Below are 18555 nucleotides of genomic sequence, written 5' to 3'. Positions count from 1 at the left end.
ATTTTACGTTTATAGAAGGTGTCGTAACTGTTTCGCAGTTAATTAGGAACCTTTTAAAATCAATGGTTTACGGGCTGTATTCGCAAGAAGTTGTGAGGCTTGGCTATTGTTAAATGGTTGATTTTTATCGCAATTCCCCTCCGAAGGTTGATTTTTAACTAGTAGACGATAATGGTGTGAGCATCATCATTGCCTACTAAGAACTCAAAACTCCGGGCATCCTTTTTTGTCGCGCTGACGGCAAAGCTGTTTGGAGTGATTTGGGACATGTCTGCTAAACTAGAAGGCCGACGGTCCGCAAAGGTAGAGAAAGCTTATGGCGGAACACGCAACAGCCCAAGACATCGTTCGCGATCATTTGGCGAGTCTTCAAGAGCAGCCTGTAATTCCTTCCGCGCAGCGCGAGGAATTGCGCCAGCGTATTAAGGAGCTGCTCATTGCTCGCGATGCGGTTTTAGTGGCCCATTACTATACCGATCCTGAGATTCAAGCATTGGCGGAAGAAACCGGTGGCTGTGTTTCGGACTCTTTAGAAATGGCTCGTTTTGGTCGTGACCATCCAGCGTCTCAGTTGATTGTGGCTGGGGTAAAATTTATGGGTGAAACCGCCAAGATCCTCTCGCCAGAAAAAACGGTGATGATGCCGACCCTGGAGGCTACCTGCTCACTGGATATCGGTTGTCCTGCGGATGAGTTTGCGGCCTTTTGTGATCAGCATTCAGATCGTACTGTGGTAGTTTATGCCAACACTTCAGCGGCGGTAAAAGCTCGGGCAGACTGGGTGGTGACCTCTAGTATTGCTTTGGATGTGGTGGATTACCTTGATAGCAAAGGCGAGAAGATTCTTTGGGCACCCGATAAGCACTTAGGTGATTATGTGCGCAGAGAGACCGGCGCAGATGTATTGCTTTGGGATGGTGCTTGTATTGTTCACGAAGAGTTTAAAGCCCAAGGCATTTTGGAGTTGAAGCAAGTTTATCCAGATGCTGCGGTCTTGGTTCATCCCGAATCCCCTGCATCCGTTGTTGAATTAGCCGATGTGGTTGGCTCTACCACTCAGATTATCAATGCCGCTAAAGACCTTCCTAATCCACAAATGATTGTGGCGACCGACCAGGGTATTTTCTACAAGCTTCAGCAGTTGGTGCCCGATAAGGAATTTATTATTGCACCCACTGCGGGTAGTGGTGCCACATGTCGCAGTTGTGCAAATTGCCCGTGGATGGCAATGAATGCGTTGGATAATTTAGTAGCGGTGCTAGAAAATGGCGGTAATGAAATTTTTGTTGACCCTGCCATCGCGATAGATGCAATGAAGCCGTTGACCCGTATGTTGGACTTTGGTGCTGGTAAGCGTTAAGCCTGCTGCCTTGTCTCAGGGTGAGATACGTTTATCGTTCTAATATGAATAAATAATACCGGCTATGGGGCCTCTGGCCCTTAGTTTAAGGTTTAGTTTGTTTTCCCCTCCGGATTTTGCATCAAACTCTGTCGCTTTATAACCGGCAGAAACACTCCAGTGCGCGCTTAATTGAAAATTTAAAAATCCCATTATGTTCCAATAATCATTGCGACCCAGGCCTAAGCCAGCGGCGTCGGCCTTTAGGTAAAGCCTGTTGCGTTGGCTTAATTGGTAGTGGCTAATAAAGCCGACGACCGGGTCTAGCCAGCGCTCTTTGGCTTGGTAGCTGTCGGGGAGGTCCGACAGGCTAATCAATAAACCTTCTAGACCGCCTTCGTTAATTTTTGCAGACACATTAAAGCGAGAATGACGGATCCCCAAATAAGGATCAAAGCCAATTGTGCAGTTTGTATCGAGGCGCTTGGAAGCGATGCAGAATTTGCGGCCATAACCGATTTCCAGTAACGCAATCTCAATATTTAAGCGTCTTTCTCTAAACTCACTAAGTCGGTCTTTATAGCGAACCCCCAGTCCATCAAAATATAAAAAATCCCGCCCCCGGTCCCACTGCAAATAAGCCAAACCGCCAAGATTGAGACCGCTTGCCAGTTCTTTTGCGTCATATTCAAATTCTGTTTTCATCTCAAGTGCTTCAGACCTGCCCTCTATCGAGGGGATGAAGGCATAAGGCGCTAGCAATAAACGATTGTGCTTGGCGGAAGTTGTAGGGCAGATCGCGGCGTCACATGAGGATGGCTCATTTTTGCCAAGAGCTTGCTGACTCGCAAGGCTTATGCAGAGGAGCATAGAAAAGATGAACGATATATATTCAGACTTTAGCATTGTATTTGTTATTGGCACTGGCTTTTTATTTTGGCTTCAAGGTTACGCGATAACTCGAAAATATTCCTCTTTTGTACAGGGGCTCTTGTGAGTCAGTGCTCACTACAGATCTATGTCAGTTTTCTTGCTCTTTTTAGGATTTTAACTGCGTTTTCGTTGCTTTTGTTGTGGTTTCAGGTTTCAGCAGCTTTGCTGCTGAGATGCTTAAACGTAGGCTGCAGAAGCTTTGGTGGGCTTGTATTTAAATAGACTCATTAGATAGGTGGGGTGAATATAAATGTAAGCTAAACTCATTAGTGATGGTAATATTTTACTGTAAAAACAAATTTCGTATTGATTAAGTGAGCTTTACTCATCTATACTGAGTTTCAGCTGCTTTATCGCCTCCAGTGGGCTGATCGTGATGCCCTTGATGCTCACGGTGGCGCGCAATGTTTGAGTTGGGTGGTAGGCAAAAGGGCGTAACTGATCGTTGGAGCAGTTTTCGTTCTTCAGCAAAATTGATTGAGGTATGTATGAAACCTTATGTGATGGGCGTGGATTTTGGTTCAACCACGGCAAAGACGGTCATCTTAGATGCCAATAAAAATATTGTTGGTTCATGTATTAAATCTATGGGTGCGGTGAGTAACGATGGCGTTTTGGCTTCTATTAAAGGGGCCTTGGACGAAGCCGGTTTAGAACAGCAGGATATGGTGAAAACGGTATCCACGGGCTATGGCCGCCGCATGCTGGATATCGCAGATAAAAATTATACCGAGATCACCTGTCATGCCCGAGGCGCGCTGGAGATGGTTCCGGAGGCAAGATTGGTTATCGATATAGGCGGCCAAGACAGCAAGGTTATCTCTATTGACGATAAAGGTGTGGTTTCTCAGTTTTCGATGAATGATCGCTGTGCTGCGGGAACGGGTAAGTTTTTAGAAGTGTTGGCTAGGGCGATGAATATAGAGCTGGCCGATATGGGTCCCGAAGCCATGAAGGCCGAAAACACCCTGAAGATCTCCAGTATGTGTGCAACCTTTGCTGAAAGCGAAGTGATTTCCTTGCTTGCCGAAGGGCACGCCAAGCCAGATGTTTTAGGTGCCGTTCATGCCTCAATAGCAAACCGAACTCGAGGCTTGGCTTCCCGTGTCGGGAAGAAGGGCCCCGTCGTGATGACTGGTGGCGTCGCTAAGAACGTTGCGGCGGTTCATTACCTTGAGCAAGCATTTGGTGCTGAATTTTTGCTGCCGAGCGAGCCGCAAATAGCTGGTGCTTTGGGCGCGGCATTGTTGGCGATGGAAGAATATGTGAAAAGCCAGAAGGAAATTAAAGCCTTGGACGGCAGCGATATGGCGCTGGAAGGTGAGATGGACGGTGCCATGGCCGCTTGCGTACCAAAATGTAAAGGTGATCCAGAAAAGGCGGGCGAAGAAAGCACGGTTCAAGTAGTAGAAGTTACTACAGTGAGTCGTAATTGAGTCCAAGATAGACAGTAAACAAATAACGTTACAGAACCATAAACGCAGTATGTAGAGCTCACGATTTGGCTTGGCCGAAATAGAGACAGGAGAGTGCAATGCAACACGAAAAAGGTGTACACGCTAGTGATAAAAAGGCGAACCGTCTTAAAGCAACCAAACTGGGCGGCAAGCTGGTTAATGATTATTGGGAAGGCTTATTTAGAGCCAAAGAAGAAGGTAAAAAAGTCGTTTGGTATAACGGCACATATATACCGCCTTTTTTCCACGCCCATGACCTCGCATGGGTTCATGGCGAAGCATGGTCAGCATATTTGGCGGCTAAGCATTTAGAAGGCGACGCACAGCAAGCAGGCGAAGATAAAGGCTTTGATCGAGAATTATGTTCTTATGCCCGCACTCATATTGGGCAAGCCTTGATCGAAAAAGGCATGGTAGAAGACGGCACTATTGCTGCTTCTGATCCACGAGCAGAGGATATTAAAAAACTGCCTTTGCCGGACATGATCATTAATGCCTACCCCTATTGCAGTTCAGGGCAGCAATGGGATGACCTTATGTACCGTATGCATGGTAAAAAAGTCCCCATCTTTAACGTCAATATCCCACTGTTGTGGGGAGGCAAGCCAGACGCCGACTATCTTTACGGACAAGAGTGGGAGGAGAAGTCTGACTACGTCTCTATGCAGCTTGTCGAGATGACCAAGTTTCTTGAAGAAAACACCGGTAGAAAATTTGACTGGGACCGACTTAGCGAAGTTATGGGCTACATTAAAAAAGCCGCTGAATTACGCTTAGAAGCTATGGAACTTTGCAAAGCTAAACCCGCTCCCGCTAGTTTTTTTGATTGGATTGTCAGTATCGCCCACGTCAATTTTCTGCCAGGTGAGCAAGCCCTGGTTGATTATTTTCAGTCTCTTAAAGACGAGATACAGGAACGGATCGAGCGCGGTGAAGGCGCGGTGCCAAACGAGAAGTATCGTCTCTTCTTTGATGGCATGATGAATTGGAACAAAGTGGGTTGGTTGGCTGACAAGTTTGCGGCAGTCGATGCCACCGTTGTCGCAGGTCGTTACACGCATATGTCTTTCTGGCAGCAACCAGATCTGATTGATTTAAGTAATCCAGTGCGTGGGATGGCTCAGAACTATCTGATCTGTCCAAACAATCACGGTGCACCAATCATGATCGGTGAAATTGAGAAAGTCTGCGATACCTTTGATATAGATGGTGTTGTCTGCCACGCCTCACGAACTTGTCGTGGTATGACAAATCAGCAGTTTTTAATCACCGAGTCGGCAGTGCGCAACAATAGACAAGCCATCTTCTTTGAAGGCGATGTGGCAGACGAGTCTTTCTATAAAGATGAGCTATTGAACACTCGCTTAGAAGCCATGGTTGAAGCCATGAGTGAGAAAAAAGACGTCGCCTAATATTTACCTCTTTTAGTGGTTATGAGTAAGCATGTTCATAGCCACTAAAACGATGGTGTGGTTATGCCAAAATTATAAATAATGAAATGAGAATTATCTGATATGAGCAAGTCTGCGCAGTATGAGCCCAAAGAAATTTCTGAATCAGGTGTGTTGATAACAGGTGGTACCTCGGGTGTCGGCTTATCTGCAGCATTGTTATATGCGAAAGCCGGTGCCAGAGGCATTGTTGTCAACGGCCGTAATGCTGAGCGTGGCGAACAAGCTTGTGCTTATGTTAAAGAGCATTATCCCCAGGCGAATATAAAATTTATCGCCGGTGACTGTAATACAGAAAGTGGTGCCGACGATGTGTGTAATGCAGCGTGGGATTTCTTATCTGGTGTCGATATTTTAGTGAATTCGACAGTAGGTTTGGCCGGCCCGGTATTACTTAAAGATATTCCTGTACCTGAAATACAAGGCATTATTTTTGATCAAGTAATGGCGCCCATGCTCACTAGCAGGATTTTGCTACCGATGATGTCAAGTAACGGTGGTGGTGCCATCGTTAATATTGCTTCAGATGCGGGTAAGACGACAACGCCAGGAGAAACAGTGCTAGGCGCAGCGATGGCGGCCATTATTATGTTTACCAAAGCGATGGCAATGGAAACCAAGCGCAACGGCATTAGAGTTAATGTTCTTACGCCATCGGTAATCGAAGGCACGCTGACTAATCAACGCATGATGACCCAGGAGTTTGCGGGAAAATTGTTTTCCAAGGCAACTCAGGCTGCACATTTAGGTGTGTGTGTGCCAGAGGATTTAGCAAAAACCATTATATTTCTGACTAGCCCAGAATCATCAAAAATTACGGGGCAGGCCATTAGTGTCAATGGTGGGATTTCAGCAGCGTAATGTACGTCGTTTAGCTGCAATCGATAAGTGATATCGCCATCTCAATGGCAAGGTCACATAGCAATATAGCGTCGCAGCTAAGTATAAAAAGAGGGGATAGGCGTGGAGCGATTAAAAGGTAAAAGAGCAATAGTAACCGGTGCTGGCAGTGGAATAGGGCGAGCGACTGCAATACGTTTTGCCTCAGAAGGTGCTGCGGTACTTGCAGTAGGCCGAACCCGAGAAAATATTGAAGAAACGGTTTCCATCATTAGCGAGCAAGGCGGCATAGCAGACGCTTTTGTTGCTGACGCAACTAAAGAAAGTGATATTTCTGGAAGTGTTGATTATTGCGTAGAGAAATTGGGTGGTTTGGAAATTTTCTTTGCTAATGCGGGTAATACCGACAGTTTTGTTTCTCTACTCGATCAAACGGTTGAGGCGTGGGAAACCCAGTTTAGAGATAACACCATTAGCGCCTTTCTTGGGGTGAAATACGCAGGTCGTCATATGAAAACGACCGGTTACGGTTCGATTGTGCTGAATTCCTCAACCGGCTCGCTTAGAGCTAATGGCGGAACAGCGGCTTATAGCGCCTGTAAAGCCGCTGTTAATAGCCTGACTATGAATGCGGCTAATGCCTTTGCGGGTACACAAATTCGCGTTAATGCAGTGTTGCCAGGGTTGTGCGAAACCAAGTTAACCGCATCTACTTTTGAGATGGCTAGGGCACGAGGCTCAGAAAGTAAAATGGGCCAGCTGACAACATTAAAAAGAACAGGTCGGGTTGAAGAAATTGCCGCGGTGGTCGCATTTTTGGCCAGTGATGACAGCTCATATATGGATGGGCAGCTTCTGGCAGCGGATGGTGGGATTAGTAGTACTCATCCTTACGGCAGGTTTGCATAAGGACAAAAAAATTCTGTGCACTTGATGTGTCACTTACTCCCAAGTGCGAGAAATAGTTTATGTCCATGTCGTTTGAATTTTATATGAAGGTAGAACGTTAATGTCAATCAACGATAGTTTAATGGAAGACTTCATTTTTGCTGCGCAACATCCTTTGGATTACGCCAAAAAATGGAAAGAAGAGCATAAACGGCCAGTCGTTGGCATTTTGCCAATGAATTTTCCTGCGGAATTGGCCCATGCTGCAGGCGCTCTGCCAGTGGTGCTTCAAGAAGATGACGAGCCAGTTACGATAGGGCTGAAGCGTATATTCAGCTTTTATTGCGGCTTTAATCGCAGTTTAGTGAATCAGACAGTGAGTGACGCATTTCAATTTTTAGATGCGATTTTATTAGGCGATCATTGTGTTCAGCTTCTGGGTACTGCAGATGTCATGCGTAATCATATGCCAGAAGTACCGGTTTTGTATGACCAGCTAGTGTCGACCATTGAGGCGCCCTGGGCCTTCAATGAAAGTCGTCGCGTTGTCGGTGAGCTAAGAAATCAGTTGCAAAACGTGCTTGGTGTGACAATTTCCAACGACGATATAAATGCCAGCGTTGAGGTGTTTAACAAGAGCCGTGCATTATTAAGAAGCCTTTATGATATGCGTATGACAGGCAAGATACGCATTTCTTCAAGTGATCTTATGCATATTGTGCAGGCCAGTATGACGATGGACCGTGCCGAACATACGGAAAAGTTAGAGAAAGTGCTGGATGCGCTTCAAGAACAAGGCACCGGTGAAAACTCTTCCTTCGCAGACAAGGTACCCGTATTTCTGTCCGGACATATGTGCCACGCACCTAAAAAAGAACTTCTTGATTTGGTCGAGGAGTGTGGCGGTTTGGTTGTCGCCGACGATTTATATACGGGTTACCGCTACATCTCTACCGATGTGGAGATAACAGATGAGCCCCTCGATGCATTAACAAATTGGTATTTGGAGCGTAACAAGCGCGTGCCGTGCCCCACCCGCTCTGCCAGAGAACACGATTGGCATACCTACTTGTTAAATTCTGTTAAAAACGCAAAAGCCCAAGGTGTCATTATCTTGATGGTGAAGTTTTGCGAGCCTCATATGTATTTTTATCCAGAGATAAAAGAAGCTTTTGAAGCAGTGGGGATTCCCAACTTGCTGATAGAAACTGAGCATGAAGAAATGCCTATGGAGTCAGTAAAAACACGCTTAGAAACCTTTATGGAAATGGCAGGTAGAGCGTCGACTATCTAGAACAACTAACACCGCTAATTGAGCTGATGATTTCGGTGGCATTGAAGTAACAATATTAATAATTGGAGTATATGTTAATGAATTTTGAATTACCGGTAGAGATTACTAACAAACTTGAAGAGCTGGACAAATTTATTGAAGCGGAAATAAAGCCGCTTGAAGAAGAGAATATTCAGTTTTTTGATTACCGCCGTGAACATGCTCGCACTGACTGGGATAACGACGGTGTGCCTCGCAAAGAGTGGGAAGACCTGATTGCAGAAATGGAGCGCCGTGCCGATAAAGCGGGTCACTTGCGCTATTGTTTGCCCAAATCTTGTGGCGGACAAGAAGGTTCTAATCTAGCTAATGCAGCTATTCGTGAACATTTAGCAGCAAAGGGCTTAGGTTTACACAACGACCTGCAGGATGAGTCATCTATTGTAGGTAACTACCCTATCGTCCCTATCATTAATGAATATGGCACCGAAGATCAAAAGCAATACATCGAAGGCATTATCGGCCGAGAGAATCATCTTGCTTTTGCGTTGACTGAACCGGGCCATGGTAGTGATGCAACCTGGATCGATACTACGGCCCATAAAGAGGGCGATCAATGGGTGATTAACGGCATTAAACGCTGGAATAGCCAAGTGTATCGGGCCAAGGCCGACTTGGTATTTGCGCGTACGTCAGGCAAAGATGGCGATGCTAAAGGGGTGACAGCGTTTATTGTTCCCATGTCTACACCGGGTGTAGAAATATTGTTCAATCACTGGACATTCAATATGCCCAGTGATCACCCTGAAGTGGGCTTTACCAATGTGAAAGTGCCTGACTCAGCCATTCTTCACAAGGAAGGTGAAGGTCTTATCATCGCTCAACGTTTTGTTCACGAAAACCGCATTCGTCAAGCGGCTGCCAGTATTGGCGCTGCCCGTTACTGTATTACGGAAGCGGCAAAATATGCCAGTGAGCGTATTGTTTTTGGTAAACCTTTGGCCGTTAACCAGGGTATCCAATGGCCGCTTGTTGAGCTCTATGCAGAGTGTGAAATGCTGCGTAATTATCTGTTTAAAACCGCGGCATTGATGGATGAGATTGATCCTATCGAGATTAGTGACAAGGTGTCGATATGTAACTTCCGCGCCAATCGGCTGTGCTGTAACGCAGCAGATCGAGCGATGCAGGTTCACGGCGGTTTGGGCTATACCCGGGCGATGCCCTTTGAGCATATCTATCGTCATCATCGCCGTTATCGCATTACCGAAGGCTCTGAAGAAGTGCAAATGCGAAGAGTGGCCCAATACCTGTTTAACTTTGGTAAAGCGGCACGATGATGAGTAACAACGAATTGCCACTCGACGCGGTGTCGGATTTTTTACGGAACAATTTTACCGGTCTTCAGGGGGATTTATCTGTCTCTCGAACGGCAGGTGGATTTTCTAATCCGACGTATTTTGTCAAGGTGGGAGATTGGCAGGCGGTGTTGCGGAAGCAGCCCGCGTCCGTTTCCGTAAAGTCAGCTCATGCTATCGATCGAGAATTTCGTGTCATGAGCGCCTTGCATGGTTCAGGTGTTCCCGTTCCGGAGCCGATGCTGTACCACGCCGACAAAGATGTTCTCGACACGCCATTTTACATTATGGAAAAAATCGACGGTCGGGTGTTTGATGAATATGAGCTGCCGGGAGTCGTGGGCAGTCGGCGAGGTTATTATCGCGCTATGTGCGAAGCAATGGCCGCAATGCATAAGTTTGACTGGCAAGGTGCAGGTTTAACTGATTACGGCAAGCCGGGTAACTACTTTGTGCGGCAGTTCCATGGCTGGTCTAGGCAGTGGGAAAAATTCGACGTTGATGAAAATCCCTTTATTGACCAGATGATTAGCTGGCTGGCAGACAATATTCCCGACAGTGAGTTACTCAGCATTTGCCACGGCGACTTCCGGGTGCCGAATGTCATGTTTCATCCGCAATCCACTGAGGTCGTTGGCATTCTGGATTGGGAGCTATCGACCCTTGGGCACCCACTGGCCGATGTGGCGTTTAACACTCAGGCCTACCATATGGCACCGGACGAAAACGGGGGGCTGCTGGGACTGGATTTGTCGGCCCTGGGTATTCCAGAAGAGTCTGAGTATCTCGACTGGTATTACGAGCTGTCGGGGTGTGAGGAGCGAGTTACAACCTTCCATAGAGTGTTTGCCATGTTCAGGGCGGCGGTGGGTAGCGCAGGCATTGCGGCAAGAGGTATAGCGGGTAATGCCTTTACTTCTGATGCAACAAAAACAGGAAATCGTCTTGCTCAAGCTTATGCCAAGCGTGGCATCGATATTTTAATGAAAGAAGCGTAAGTGGGTTATTAATATGGGTTATCAATCAGTATTTGCAGCAAGCTTATTTAAGGATCAGACCATTATTATTACTGGCGGTGGTAGTGGAATCGGCCGGTGTACTGCCCATGAACTGGCGTCTTTAGGCGCTAATATTGTCATTGTTGGGCGCAGCCAAGAAAAGCTGGATGAAGTAAGAGACGAAATTGTTGCTGATGGTGGCGAGGTTATGACCTTGACCTGTGATATTCGCGATGAGGAAAACGTTAAGTCTGTTATTGATAAAACGCTAGAAAAATATGGCTGTATCCATGGTTTGGTTAACAATGCCGGCGGACAGTACCGGACACCGATGAATACTATTTCTACTAAAGGTTTTGAGGCTGTGGTTAAAAATAATCTCACTGGCGGGTTTATTTTTATGCGTGAAGTCTATAACCGTTGGATGGCGGAACATGGTGGCAGTATCGTTAATATGATTGCCGATATCTGGAATGGCTGGCCTGATTTTGCCCATTCTGGTGCGGCCCGAGGCGGCATGCTGACACTGTCTGAAAGTGCTGCTTGCGAATGGGCAGCGGCAAATGTACGCGTCAATTGTGTAGCGCCAGGTGGTATTGCCTCCAGCGGTTTTGATACTTACGCGCCCGAAATCAGAAAGAAGTTATACGAGTACCCTGAGCGTGTACCTCTACAACGTTACGGCACGGAGTCTGAAGTCTCAGCAGCAATTACTTACCTGCTCTCACCGGCTGCCGCCTATATTACGGGTACTTGTATTCGAGTTGATGGGGGCGCCCCAAATTCCAGACAAACTTGGACGTTGGAAAAGAGTGAAAAAAATCAGCCTTTTGATGGCTTTCACCGTTCAGTGCTACCTAAAGTTTTAAGTGATAGATCTTCCTAATGTTAATAAGTGGCAAAGCTTTAGTGTGAATGGTCATAAAAAATTAAGAGACTTACATTAAATCATTTGCCCGAATATATAGCTAAAAGGCAGCCTAGCGCAGTCGCTACGGAGAATAAATTATGACTGACCTTGCGAGAAAATCGAATCCTGTAGAAAGCAATGACACTGGCTGGACGCTGAAGGGTTATCCCCAGTGTGATCGTGTTATTTCTAAAATAATTGATGACAAAGCCAAGGCGCTACCAAATCACATCATTTTTCAATTTGGTGATGAGCCGATCAGTTTTCAGCTGTTAAATGCCAGTATTAATCAGGCCGCAAATGGCTTTCGAGAGCTGGGTGTGGACGAAGGTCAGAACGTTGCCGTCATGCTGCCAAATTGTGCCGAGCATCTGTACTGCTGGTTTGGATTAAACCGGATTGGCGCTGTCGATGTGCCCATTAATACTGCTCAGCGAGGGTCATCTCTCGCCTATCAGATCGATTATGCAGACTGTGTTGGTCTCGTTATCTATCGCGACTATTTAGAGCATGTTGAGAAGATTATTGATCAGCTGCCAAAACTTGGTTTTATTGTGATTGTCGATCGTGAACAACAAACTACTGAGGCTGGCAATTATCCAAATTTGAAAACGCTGTTGTACTCAGAATTTAGCAAGCAACCAGACACTGCGGCAGAAGCATCGGGTTGTTTTAAAGACTTATCGAGTATTTTGTACACATCGGGTACCACGGGCCGTTCCAAAGGCGTGATGATCTCGCACCATTATTGGTATCGCGCGGCAATGTCACTGGTGGAGTTCTGCCGTATTACTAACGAAGATGTGCTGTATACCGCGATGCCATTTTTTCATTCTGCTGCTAGAGGTATGACAATCTTGCCAGCGATATTGGCTGATAGTAAGGCGGTCATAGTCGAGCGGTTTTCTGCCAGTCAGATGTTTAATGATGTACGGCGCTGGAATTGTACGGTGGTAAATTACATCGGCGGTATGGTGTCTATTCTCATGAAACAGGATGAAAAGCCTGATGATTGGGATAATCCAGTTCGTTTGATGGTAGGTGCGGCTGCGCCGGTGCAATTGTGGGATGCCTTTCAAAAACGCTTTGATGTGAGTTTACTTGAATTGTATGGCGCTACCGAGTGCCTGTTTAATCTCGTCAACCCCTATGATGCCCGGCGACCAGGTTCTTGCGGTAAGCCGATTAATGGTTATCGAGTCAAACTGGTCGACGAGAATGACGAAGAGGTTGAAACTGGCACCGTTGGTGAGGTTATTGTTCAGCCTGAAAGTATGTATTTGGGGACCTCGGGGTATTACAAAATGCCTTCGGAAAGTATGGAGCTAATGAAAAATTTCTGGTTCCACACTGGCGACCTGGCTCGCCAGGATGAAGATGGCTATTTCTATTATGCCGATAGGAAAAAACAAGCAATCCGGCGCAGGGGAGAAAATATCTCGTCCTTCGAAGTTGAGGGCGTCATCAATGAGCATGATTCTGTTATGGAGTCTTGCGTAGTTGGTGTGCCGTCTGACTTAGGTGAAGAGGATGTCAAAGCAGTGGTGGTATTGAAAGAAGGACATACCTTGCCCTATGCGGATTTAATTGCATGGTGTAAAGCGCGGATGGCCTATTTCTGTGTGCCTCGTTACATTGCCTATCGCGACAGCTTGCCAAAAACACCGAGTGATCGAGTAGAAAAATATAAGCTTAAGGACGAAGGTGTTACCAAAGACTGCTGGGATGTAGAGCTTTCGGGCATTAGCGTTAAGCCATAAACATAGTGCTTAACAGACGATTTTAATAATAAACCAAAGGAAGACCTTTGTTGCCACAGAGCTGCACTACAGTTTTGTAGACACAGCTCTGTAAGTATTGCTCTGTAGCAACGCGGGTCTTTACGACAGGTAAAAAATTGAATAATAAGCTGCTCGATACGCCATTTGCAGAGAAGCCAAACTACAAATTCTATGTTTTGGCATTAATTTTTTTGCACTACACCCTGAATTATATGGACCGGCAGTTGATCGCAATACTTGCTGTGCCGATTCAAAATGAACTAGGACTAACTGATTTCCAGTTGGGCTTGCTGGGTGGTTTCGCCTTTGCATTATTTTATTCAACGTTTGCAATACCGATTGCTCTGCTGGCAGACCGATCTAATCGCAAGCGTATTCTTGGCGCTTCAATTGCGATTTGGAGTGGCTTTACAGCGTTATGTGGTGTCGCAGCAAACTTTGTGCAGTTATTTGGGTTCCGCTTAGGTGTGGGGGTAGGGGAAGCGGGAGGTGTCGCGCCTGCGTACTCTATTCTGGCGGATTATTTTCCTCCTCATCAACGCACTCGTGCATTGGCAGTGATGAGCTGCGGTATACCGATAGGCTCGGCACTCGGCTTAGTGGTTGGTGGGGTACTTGCAGCAACTTATGGCTGGCGGGTGGCATTTATTACGCTCGGGCTTGTTGGTGTGTTGATTGCGCCATTAATTTTCTGGACGGTAAGGGAACCCAAAAGAGGGCGTTACGATAATATCTCAGACCAAATTGAATACAGTATTCCAGCCACATTTCGTCACGTGTTTAGCTGTCCGAGTTTTTGGCTTTTATCCTTGGGAATGGCGACTGGTGCAATGGTTTTATACGGCTTTGGTTTTTGGTTGCCAACGTTTTTTCAGCGTAGCCATGGTCTGGGTCTGGAATATACGGCCTGGCTGTTTGGCGCGTTGGTGTTGATCGGTGGTTTGTTGGGTAACTTTTTAGGTGGTTGGTTTGGTGACAAACTAGGAAGTGCGAAACCTGCTTATTACGGCTATATACCCAGCCTTGCTTTTCTTATTGGTTTGCCACTGTTGTTGGGTGCGCTGTGGGTGAATAATCTTACTTTGGCATTTTTGCTGTTTATTATTCCCCAGGCCTGCGGAGTGATTGCCTCTTCACCGGTTGCGGTGGCCATCCAGAATCTGGGGCCACCTGCAATGCGAACCACCATCGTTGCCTGCTATTTATTTGTTGTTAACCTCATTGGTCTGGGTTTGGGTGCGACGATTTTGGGGGCATTGTCAGATTTCTTTGCAGATCGTTATGTTCAAGAGTCCTTGCGATACTCATTATTAAGTTGTGCCGTGGTGCTTTACCCATTGGCGACTATCTTTTATGGATTGGCTGGAAAACGGCTAGCTAAAGATTGGTATGGTAATTAGCGTCAAGCCGTGATCGGGGGATTACCATGGGAGCGTGGGCTTGGCTATTGCTGGGTTGACGATGCATGTATCACATTGGCTGAGTCTTTGAGTAAGAGGGATTGCTGATTACGTTAATCGTTGACGTTTTTTCTAGCGATGCATTTATAGTGAGTTCGGTGTAGTAGGACAGTAAGGCCCGCTCAGCGGGCCTTACTCAGTTGCTGGTGATTACTCATTGCCTCGCCAAGCAAGTGTTCCTGCATCGATCTGGTAGATCGAGCCAGTAAGAAACGAGGCTTCTTCGGAGGCTAGAAAACATACCAGCTTTGCCACTTCTTCCGGCTTACCAAGCCGTTTAATCAAATGAGGTCCAGAGAGTCTTGATTCGGTAATGGCTCGCTCTTCAGATGAAAACGTATCAAGGCTATGGGTAAGCATGGGCGTTTCTATGGCGCCGGGTGCGTAGGCGTTGCAGCGGATATTATAGGCTGCTAAATCAACCGCCATGGATTGAGTCAGGGATTTTACCGCGCCTTTGGTAACCGAGTAAGCAGGAATTCCTGGGTAGGCCACTGAGCTGGCCACAGATGCTGCGTTAACCACTGCGGGAGATAAGCTTGAGTTTTTAAGGTGGGGCAGGGCAAGTCGGGTTGCTCTCCAGATGGCTTTAACATTAATGTTCATTAGCAAATCCCAGGTCTCTTCTGTTAATGAATCAAGGGTCTGGGGGCCGCCTGTAGCACCGTCATCGGTTAGGCCAGCATTGTTGATTAATACGTCAATGCCACCTGCAGCCTCTGCGGAACTGTTGATCATATGTTCTATATCTGACAGTTTGCTGAGGTCTGTTTTTATAAATAATGCCTGACAGTCCATTTGCCGGATTTCATTGGCGGTATCTTCGCCGCTGTCTTTAATGTCTACAATGGTAACGAAACTGGCACCCTCCCGGGCGGCCTCAATAGCAATAGCGCGACCCATACCTTGAGCAGCGCCAGTAACGATGACCTTTCTGTTGCTTAATTTTCCCATGTTATTTTATCTCCTGTGTTGTTTCTTGGTACTGCGCCTCGTGAATGGCGCGGTGGATGACATAAGCTCGAATATCTTCAACTTGGTCGGCGGTAAAGTTTTCTTTAAAGGACACCATCCCGATTGAACTTAAAACTCCGTTATAAACCACCTCTTTCCACGCTTCTTTGCTGGCTAAAAAACCACTGTAGCGCAAGTCTTGCAGAAGGCCGCTTCCCGCCGCGCCGCCACCGTGGCAAAAAGTGCAAACGGCATGGTAGTAGCGTTTTCCCCGAGCGATGGCATCGGCATCACCAACTTGGGCTGGGGGTGTCAGCTTGGGTTTTACTACAGGCACTTTCTCTGGAAGCTGGTTACTTGCGCCGATTTGAAAAGTGAGCACGCGACTTTTATTGCTTTTAGGGTAGGTGCTATTAGCGAGTAATTCTCCGGCATTCATTGGCATGCTGCCGCCATAACCCACAACGATGGAGATGTACTGCCTACCATTAACGGCGTAAGAAATGGGTGGCGCTTGAATGCTGGACTGAGCATCAAATGTCCATAGCTTTTGGCCGGTAGTGGCGTGATAGGCGCTTAAAAAACCATCGCCATCACCTTGAAATACTAATCCCCCCGCTGTGGCAAGGACGCCGCCATTCCAGGGACCGCTGTGTGTGACTCGCCATACTTCTTTTTGGGTAACCGGATTCCATGCGATCAGCCTCCCTTTTAGGCTTTTTTTAATTTTGGCAATGTCTTTTTTGTCTGTAGGAGGGGTAAAGGGGGCAAGATCAATACTGAGATTCATGCCTTTGGCCATGGGTTTAAATTCGGGATCTGTTTTATATAAACCCGGTACTTCTAGGGTGGGGATATACACGAGTTGTGTTACGGGATTATAGGCCATGGGTTGCCAGTTATGGCCGCCGAGGGAGCTTGGCAGGGCCAGCCAAGGCTTACCTGTTTTTGAATATCTGGCTTGGGGCTTTATGTTCGGTCGCCCTGTTTTTGGATCGACACCCGTTGCCCAGTTAAGGGGGGTATAGGGTTCTGCGGATATGAATTCACCTGTTTTTCTATCCAAAACATAAAAAAATCCGTTTTTGGGGGCTTGCATCAAGACCTGCCGAACTTGACCTTTGATTTTTAGGTCGGTCAATATCATGTGCTGGGTAGCGGTGTAGTCCCACTCCTCGCCGGGGACTTGTTGAAAATGCCAAACGTACTCACCGGTATCCGGCTTTAAAGCGAGAATAGAGGAGATAAACAGGTTGTCTCCTCCGCCGGGGGAGCGAATGGCCCGGTTCCAAAATGAGCCATTGCCAACGCCAACATACAGAAGGTCAAGCTCGGCATCGTAGGCCATAGAGTCCCAAACCGTTCCGCCGCCGTAACCGCCTTCTTTAGACCACCACTTGCCGCTCCAAGTAGCTTGGGCAAGCTTTTCTAAAATGGGATCGGACGCCGCGTTGTCTTTAACGCCTGGCTTACCGGGGACGGTGTAAAAACGCCATACTTGCTCGCCGGTCTTAGCGTCGTAAGCACTGATGTAGCCCCGGACACCAAATTCGGCGCCACCATTACCAATAATAACGTTGCCTTTAACAACTCGGGGCGCGCCTGTAATGGTGTAATTCAAGTCGGGGTCGACGGTCATTGTTGACCAGAGTTGTTCACCCGTTTTTGCATCTAGAGCAATTAAGCGTCCATCAAAGGCGCCAACATAAATGTGACCATCCCAATATGCCGCCCCTCGATTAACAACATCGCAACAGCCTTTTGCGGCCGCTTCGCCGGGCACTTCTGGATCGTATTGCCAGAGTAGTTCCCCCGTTGTGGCATTAAAGGCTTGGACCTTTGACCAGGCACTGGTGGTGTACAGAACGCCATCTATGGCAAGGGGCGTCGATTCTTGCCCCCGGCTGGTATCTAAATCGTAGGACCAGGCTAAGCCCAAATCGTTAATGGTTTCAGTATTAATTTGCTTAAGGGGGCTGTAGCGGGTCTCACTGTAATTACGACCGTGGCTCAACCAGTTCTGGGGCTCATTATCTGCTTGGGCTAGCCGTGTTTTAACATTGGCAGTGTCACTCTCATCGGCAACGGAGGTGGTTGCTGCAATGAGACTGCCAGCAAAAAGGGCGGTGAGTAAGCTCTTTTTTATCAGCGTGCTAGTCAATCCAGCAAGTCGACTTGTTATTTGTAAAGACATTGCACTCAAGCCCCTTATTTATGAATATTGAGCGTTGAGCAATGCGGTGTCATAGTATTCTTCAAATGATTCTACTTTACCGTCTCTAAAGCGAAATATTTGCACATAGCGACCATTGTATCGAAGGTGCTTGTTTCCCCATGTGTCGCCAGTTTGCACATCAATTGCACTCTGGGCTTTAGTGACAATCGTATTGGGGTCTTCCCCGACAATAAAGTCATCAATTGTCCACTCAAAAGAACCCGTCATTTCATCAAATATTGGGTCCCAGAAGGCTTTGACAGCGTCCCAGCCGGAGTGGACACCAATTTTACACACCGCAACATCATCACTCACAAAAGGTGTCAGAACGCTAGGGATGTCGTCTACCCAGAGCGTGTAAAACCGAGCCTTGTCTTTTAAGTAAAGTGAAAAGAATTCCTTAATGATTTCAATGTTTTGCAGCGCGACTGGATTGCGGGTGTGGATTGTTGTGGTGGTTGAGTCGTGGTTTTTATTCATGGTTTCGTCCTTTGTTGATAAAACGTTATTTTGTTTAAGTTATTGTATTTATTTGGTTTTTATAGATTTTCTTCGGTCGATCACGATACCGCTTACCGGTGTTGGTAAGCGGTGAGGACGCCGATTTATGCAAGTAAGTATAGCTCATTTAATTTGTTTTAATACATGTGATGCGCAAAAATAATGTTGACATAATGAGTTGAGCTTACTAGCATGAA

15 protein-coding genes are annotated in these 18555 nt (G+C 46.8%); 11 read left to right on the top strand and 4 right to left on the bottom strand.

Annotated features, from left to right (window positions below; genetic code table 11):
* The first annotated feature begins 316 nt into the window (after positions 1 to 316).
* Positions 317 to 1360 carry a quinolinate synthase NadA gene (gene nadA / locus IMCC21906_RS13305; RefSeq protein WP_047012569.1) on the top strand — a complete coding sequence of 348 codons (1044 nt, stop codon included), beginning with the start codon at positions 317 to 319 and terminating at the stop codon, positions 1358 to 1360.
* 39 nt (positions 1361 to 1399) lie between these two features.
* On the opposite strand, the gene IMCC21906_RS13300 is transcribed toward nadA, so the two are convergent.
* Positions 1400 to 2044 carry a hypothetical protein gene (locus IMCC21906_RS13300; protein ID WP_047012568.1) on the bottom strand — a complete coding sequence of 215 codons (645 nt, stop codon included), beginning with the start codon at positions 2042 to 2044 and terminating at the stop codon, positions 1400 to 1402.
* Between the two features lie 716 nt (positions 2045 to 2760).
* Here IMCC21906_RS13300 and IMCC21906_RS13295 point away from each other — a divergent pair.
* The 10 genes from IMCC21906_RS13295 (at position 2761) to IMCC21906_RS13250 (ending at position 14628) form a co-directional block, all read left to right on the top strand.
* On the top strand, positions 2761 to 3708 hold the full coding sequence (locus IMCC21906_RS13295) for an acyl-CoA dehydratase activase (protein ID WP_047013431.1): 948 nt from the start codon (positions 2761 to 2763) through the stop codon (positions 3706 to 3708).
* Positions 3709 to 3806: 98 nt separating this feature from the next.
* Complete coding sequence (locus IMCC21906_RS13290; protein ID WP_047012567.1) at positions 3807 to 5141, top strand: 2-hydroxyacyl-CoA dehydratase subunit D; 1335 nt, start codon at positions 3807 to 3809, stop codon at positions 5139 to 5141.
* Positions 5142 to 5243: 102 nt separating this feature from the next.
* The gene (locus IMCC21906_RS13285) at positions 5244 to 6041 is read left to right on the top strand and encodes an SDR family NAD(P)-dependent oxidoreductase (RefSeq protein WP_047012566.1); all 798 of its coding nucleotides are present in this window, start codon (positions 5244 to 5246) and stop codon (positions 6039 to 6041) included.
* A gap of 102 nt (positions 6042 to 6143) precedes the next feature.
* Positions 6144 to 6929 carry an SDR family NAD(P)-dependent oxidoreductase gene (locus IMCC21906_RS13280; RefSeq protein WP_047012565.1) on the top strand — a complete coding sequence of 262 codons (786 nt, stop codon included), beginning with the start codon at positions 6144 to 6146 and terminating at the stop codon, positions 6927 to 6929.
* A 100-nt stretch (positions 6930 to 7029) separates the two neighbouring features.
* Complete coding sequence (locus IMCC21906_RS13275; protein ID WP_047012564.1) at positions 7030 to 8202, top strand: 2-hydroxyacyl-CoA dehydratase subunit D; 1173 nt, start codon at positions 7030 to 7032, stop codon at positions 8200 to 8202.
* 77 nt (positions 8203 to 8279) lie between these two features.
* A complete protein-coding gene (locus IMCC21906_RS13270; RefSeq protein WP_047012563.1) occupies positions 8280 to 9521 on the top strand; it encodes an acyl-CoA dehydrogenase family protein in 1242 nt (413 codons plus the stop codon).
* Positions 9518 to 10537, top strand: a complete 1020-nt coding sequence (locus IMCC21906_RS13265; protein WP_047012562.1) for a phosphotransferase family protein — start codon at positions 9518 to 9520, stop codon at positions 10535 to 10537. The genes IMCC21906_RS13270 and IMCC21906_RS13265 overlap by 4 nt, the downstream gene beginning before the upstream one ends.
* A gap of 13 nt (positions 10538 to 10550) precedes the next feature.
* Positions 10551 to 11423 (top strand): SDR family oxidoreductase, encoded by an 873-nt coding sequence (locus IMCC21906_RS13260; RefSeq protein WP_047012561.1) that lies wholly within the window; start codon positions 10551 to 10553, stop codon positions 11421 to 11423.
* A gap of 122 nt (positions 11424 to 11545) precedes the next feature.
* Positions 11546 to 13207 (top strand): AMP-binding protein, encoded by a 1662-nt coding sequence (locus tag IMCC21906_RS13255; RefSeq protein WP_052763537.1) that lies wholly within the window; start codon positions 11546 to 11548, stop codon positions 13205 to 13207.
* A 137-nt stretch (positions 13208 to 13344) separates the two neighbouring features.
* Complete coding sequence (locus tag IMCC21906_RS13250) at positions 13345 to 14628, top strand: MFS transporter (protein ID WP_197085900.1); 1284 nt, start codon at positions 13345 to 13347, stop codon at positions 14626 to 14628.
* Between the two features lie 210 nt (positions 14629 to 14838).
* Here IMCC21906_RS13250 and IMCC21906_RS13245 read toward each other — a convergent pair whose 3' ends face one another.
* Genes IMCC21906_RS13245 through IMCC21906_RS13235 form a run of 3 tightly spaced genes read right to left on the bottom strand, consistent with a single transcriptional unit; the run spans position 14839 to position 18337 of the window.
* Entirely contained in the window at positions 14839 to 15642 is an 804-nt protein-coding gene (locus tag IMCC21906_RS13245) for an SDR family NAD(P)-dependent oxidoreductase (protein WP_047012560.1), read from the bottom strand.
* Position 15643: 1 nt separating this feature from the next.
* Positions 15644 to 17836, bottom strand: a complete 2193-nt coding sequence (locus IMCC21906_RS13240) for a PQQ-dependent dehydrogenase, methanol/ethanol family (RefSeq protein ID WP_052763536.1) — start codon at positions 17834 to 17836, stop codon at positions 15644 to 15646.
* 18 nt (positions 17837 to 17854) lie between these two features.
* A complete protein-coding gene (locus IMCC21906_RS13235) occupies positions 17855 to 18337 on the bottom strand; it encodes a nuclear transport factor 2 family protein (protein ID WP_047012559.1) in 483 nt (160 codons plus the stop codon).
* Positions 18338 to 18555: the final 218 nt, after the last annotated feature.

This window comes from Spongiibacter sp. IMCC21906 (assembly GCF_001010805.1).
GTDB lineage: Bacteria > Pseudomonadota > Gammaproteobacteria > Pseudomonadales > Spongiibacteraceae > Spongiibacter.
Note: the sequence above shows the minus strand (reverse complement) of the source record. Positions and strands in the feature narration are given on the sequence as shown.

Bases quoted from the DNA above. Each gene is read 5' to 3' on its own strand.
- nadA (WP_047012569.1), top strand. From the start codon at position 317: ATGGCGGAACACGCAACAGCCCAAGACATCGTTCGCGATCATTTGGCG.
- IMCC21906_RS13300 (WP_047012568.1), bottom strand. From the start codon at position 2,044: ATGAAAACAGAATTTGAATATGACGCAAAAGAACTGGCAAGCGGTCTC.
- IMCC21906_RS13295 (WP_047013431.1), top strand. From the start codon at position 2,761: ATGAAACCTTATGTGATGGGCGTGGATTTTGGTTCAACCACGGCAAAG.
- IMCC21906_RS13290 (WP_047012567.1), top strand. From the start codon at position 3,807: ATGCAACACGAAAAAGGTGTACACGCTAGTGATAAAAAGGCGAACCGT.
- IMCC21906_RS13285 (WP_047012566.1), top strand. From the start codon at position 5,244: ATGAGCAAGTCTGCGCAGTATGAGCCCAAAGAAATTTCTGAATCAGGT.
- IMCC21906_RS13275 (WP_047012564.1), top strand. From the start codon at position 7,030: ATGTCAATCAACGATAGTTTAATGGAAGACTTCATTTTTGCTGCGCAA.
- IMCC21906_RS13270 (WP_047012563.1), top strand. From the start codon at position 8,280: ATGAATTTTGAATTACCGGTAGAGATTACTAACAAACTTGAAGAGCTG.
- IMCC21906_RS13265 (WP_047012562.1), top strand. From the start codon at position 9,518: ATGATGAGTAACAACGAATTGCCACTCGACGCGGTGTCGGATTTTTTA.
- IMCC21906_RS13260 (WP_047012561.1), top strand. From the start codon at position 10,551: ATGGGTTATCAATCAGTATTTGCAGCAAGCTTATTTAAGGATCAGACC.
- IMCC21906_RS13255 (WP_052763537.1), top strand. From the start codon at position 11,546: ATGACTGACCTTGCGAGAAAATCGAATCCTGTAGAAAGCAATGACACT.
- IMCC21906_RS13245 (WP_047012560.1), bottom strand. From the start codon at position 15,642: ATGGGAAAATTAAGCAACAGAAAGGTCATCGTTACTGGCGCTGCTCAA.
- IMCC21906_RS13240 (WP_052763536.1), bottom strand. From the start codon at position 17,836: ATGTCTTTACAAATAACAAGTCGACTTGCTGGATTGACTAGCACGCTG.
- IMCC21906_RS13235 (WP_047012559.1), bottom strand. From the start codon at position 18,337: ATGAATAAAAACCACGACTCAACCACCACAACAATCCACACCCGCAAT.